Annotated in this window: 3 protein-coding genes; 2 read left to right on the plus strand and 1 reads right to left on the minus strand. The window is 75.1% G+C overall.

Annotated elements, in window-relative coordinates; all coding sequences use genetic code 11:
* Positions 1-407: 407 nt before the first annotated feature.
* Together E1293_RS45695 and E1293_RS45700 are read left to right on the plus strand one after the other, a co-directional pair.
* Complete coding sequence (locus E1293_RS45695; RefSeq protein WP_132206207.1) at positions 408-767, plus strand: hypothetical protein; 360 nt, start codon at positions 408-410, stop codon at positions 765-767.
* A 111-nt stretch (positions 768-878) separates the two neighbouring features.
* Positions 879-1,760 carry a hypothetical protein gene (locus E1293_RS45700; protein WP_132206209.1) on the plus strand — a complete coding sequence of 294 codons (882 nt, stop codon included), beginning with the start codon at positions 879-881 and terminating at the stop codon, positions 1,758-1,760.
* On the opposite strand, the gene E1293_RS45705 is transcribed toward E1293_RS45700, so the two are convergent.
* On the minus strand, positions 1,761-2,453 hold the full coding sequence (locus E1293_RS45705; protein ID WP_132206211.1) for a hypothetical protein: 693 nt from the start codon (positions 2,451-2,453) through the stop codon (positions 1,761-1,763).
* Between the last annotated feature and the right edge of the window lie 966 nt (positions 2,454-3,419).

Here is a 3,419-nt window from a genome sequence, read left to right on the forward strand (position 1 = left end):
CCCCCGGCCTGCCTCCCGCGCATTCACCAGCGCCCGGCCACGGCCCACCACCAGCGAATACGCCCTACCCCGGCCACGACGCACTACCTGCGCCCGGGCACGGCGCACCGCCCGTTCCTGGGCACGGCGCGCCGCCTATGCCTGGGCATCCCGCGCCGCCGGCCGGCCTGCCGCTCCCTGGCCATGGCATCGGGCCTGCGCACTCGCCGATGCCGGGTCACGGCGCGCTGGCCGGTCCGCCTCCGGCGCCGGGTCACGGCCCGCCTCCGGCGGCACCGCATGGTGCGCCGCCGCCTGCGCCCGCGGGGCCCGCGCCGTACGGGCCGCCCGCCCACGCCGGTCCGCCGCCGCCCGCCCCTCTGGGGCCGTATCCGCCCGCGGCCCACGGCCACCCGGGTCCGCCGCCGGTGCACGTCCAGCACGGTCCGCCCGGCTACCACGGGCACCACGGGCACGGCATCGCCGCGGCGGGTCTGGTCGGCGGCGCAGCGGCGGCCGGGATCGCGGGCGGCATGGCCGTCGGAGCCATGGGCGCCGGGGCCGTCGGGGCCGCCGGCTACGCGCAGAACGTCGCCGGCTACGTCGCGGGCGCCCCGGTGGACGCGTTCGGCAACGTGATCGCCGACTACGCGGGCAACGTCGCCGGAAACATGATCGTGGACGCGGCGGGCGGCGTCGCCGGAGACATCGCGGGCGACGTGGCAGGTGAACTCGCCGGCGGTGCCGCCGAAGTCCTCGGCGGCCTCCTGGGCGGCCTTTTCGGCTGACCGCCGCGGCACGGAAAATGGCGGGCGTTTCGGACGAGATCCAGTGCGGGCGCGGTCAATCCGGCCGCGGATGGTTATCGTCAAGAGGCAGCCCGCCTTCCGAGGAGTCACATGACCACCGTGATCCTGGTCCTGCTCTGCCTGGCGATCGCCGGACGCGAGCTCTACCTGGCCTCCGACAAGCGGCTTCCCCAAGCCCAGGCGGAGCTGCGCAGCCTGCGGAAACAGCTGAACGAGCTCAGCAAGGACCACGCCTCCCTCAAGCAGGTGGTCGACGAGGCGACGGAGCCGGTCGGCATTCCCATTCCGCCGCCGCAGGCCGAGGGGCCGCCCGCCGACCTCGCCGAAAGGCTGGAGTCCGTCACCGGCCGGGTGGACAAACTCGAGAGGCAGTTCGGCGATTACACCGGGGAACTGACGGGCATCGACCTCGATCGCGACGCCCAGCGCGCCCTGGCACGCTCACTCGACGCGGTGGAGCAGGACGTCCAGGAACTGCACCGCGAAATGCTCGACCGCCTCGACCGGGAGGAGGGCGTCGTCCCCGGCGTCCTGCTGAGCGAGGAGGGCGAGTCGGAGGCGCTGCTGGCCTCCGCGTACGAGCAGTGCGCCGCCGAATGCGGGCTGCGCATCCGCGTCCGCGACCAGCGCTCGGCGCAGGCCACGGGCACCTACTGGGGCACCCTCTACCAGATGTCGGGCCGGCGCCCCGACGTCCTGGCCGAGGACCTCTTCTCCTACGTCCGCGGCCTGTACGACCCGCAGGACGCGTCCGCGGTCAACACGCTGCTCACCGAACTGGCGTCCCTGCGCGGGGGCGGCGTCGCGCAGTTCGGCCCGTTCGTCGCGGTCAGCACGCAGAGCGCGCTGCTGTGCGGCGTGCTGCCGGACGAGGGCACGCCGCCGACCGAGCCGTGGCAGTTCGTGGACCACATCCGCGAACTCCCCGCCGACCGGCAGCGCGACCTGACCTGGCTGCGCTCGGACGACTGATCAGGGGCGGACGAACCGGGGCACGCCGCCCGTCCGGTCCACGCTGAACGCCAGCAGGCATCGCGGCACCCGCGCCTCGTCGATCTGCAGGCACAACCCGAGCCCGAGATCCGGGTCCACGAGCACGACGCGCCGCAGGGCCCGCAGCGCGCCCCGCGCCCGGGCCTGGTCCGGCTCCCGCAGCGTCCCGGTGACGACCCGGCCCGCGTACCGCCACAGCGCCGCCGAGTCCAGCACCCGCACCCCGGCGGACGTCAGGTTCGCGACGATCACCACACCGCTGTCGTCCTCCTCCGCGGACGGGACCTGCAGCGTCCCCTCGCCCGGCAGGTCGCGCGGCGCCCGCGGCCCGCCCACGGCCCGGTGGTAGCGCAGCGGGTCCAGCGTGTCGATGACGAACGCGCCCGCATACGGTCTGGACGCGCGCGGTGGGCGCGCCTGTCCCGGCATCGGCGCCGGAACCGTCCGGACGCCGAACTGCGCGCTGAGGTCGAACGCCATGCCGGCGTCGTCCAGCCAGGCCGGCACCCTGAGTTTGGCCGCCGCCGTCCGGTCGAGCACGTCCCACAGCTCATCGGTCTGCCGCGAGAGCGTCGCCGCCAGCCCCAGCCCCGGGAACGCGCTCTCCAGCACCGCCACCGTCGCCCGCCACGTGGTGCTGCGCACGAATTCCGCGACGAACGCGTCCACCATCGTCTTGCACCGCCCGGCATCCGCCATGGGCCGCGGCGCCGGCACCCGAACCTCAGGCACAGCCGTCGGAGGCGGCTCGGCCGAAAGCCCCTTTCCAGGCAGAAACGGCTCGTCATCCCGCACATGCCGCCCCACCGAAGACTGCCCAGAACCCACGCGAGCCGAAGGACCGGAGCCCGCCTGCCCTGCCACACCCTGCTCACTGCCAGACGGGTCCCGCGACTCCCAAGACGGAGACTCAGAAGACCCGTAACCCCCTGCGGACGCCGCCCCGGCCGCCGGCTCCTCGCCCGACCCGTGCGGTTTCCAGAGGAGCGGCTCCGAGGGCTCCGCCCCTCCGGTAGACGGCACGCCACTGGCAGGCGGCTCACCCGTGGAAGCGCCGGCGCCCGGAGGACGCCCAGTCTGCGCCGGGGGCTCACCTGCACCCGGCTCCGCGGGACCTGCGCCGGTCTCGGACACGCCAGGGTCATGGGGACGCCACGACGAAGGGGCAGCGGACGCGTCGCCCGGTACGGACGGCGCACTGCCAGGCGTGGCCTCAGGGCCCGAAGGCGCGGGCGAGGTGCGCGGCCGCCACGAGGCGGACTCGGAAGACCTGTCACCCGGTGCGGACGGCGTCCCACCCGACGAGGCCCCGGCCACCGATGCCTCGCCCGAGTCATGCGGCTCCCAGGAAAATGACTCCGAGGACGCCGCTCCCTCGGCGGACGGCGCAGTACTTGGCCGCGCCTCACTCCCGATAGCCGGAGCGCCTGGACCGGGCGGCGTCTGCGGTGGCCGTGGCTCGCCTCCACCCGGCTCCGCGGGACCTGCACCGGTACCGGACACGCCAGGGTCATGGGGACGCCACGACGAAGGGGTGGAGGGCGCGTAGCCCGGCGTGGGCGGCGCGTAGCCCGGCGTGGATGGCGCGCTGCCGGGCGTGGATGGCGCGCTGCCGGGCGGTGGGCCAGGGCTCGCAGG

This window comes from Actinomadura darangshiensis (assembly GCF_004349235.1).
Lineage (GTDB): Bacteria > Actinomycetota > Actinomycetes > Streptosporangiales > Streptosporangiaceae > Spirillospora > Spirillospora darangshiensis.

Excerpts from the sequence above, each read along its gene's own strand:
- E1293_RS45700 (WP_132206209.1), top strand. The coding sequence starts at position 879 with ATGACCACCGTGATCCTGGTCCTGCTCTGCCTGGCGATCGCCGGACGC.
- E1293_RS45705 (WP_132206211.1), bottom strand. The coding sequence starts at position 2,453 with ATGGTGGACGCGTTCGTCGCGGAATTCGTGCGCAGCACCACGTGGCGG.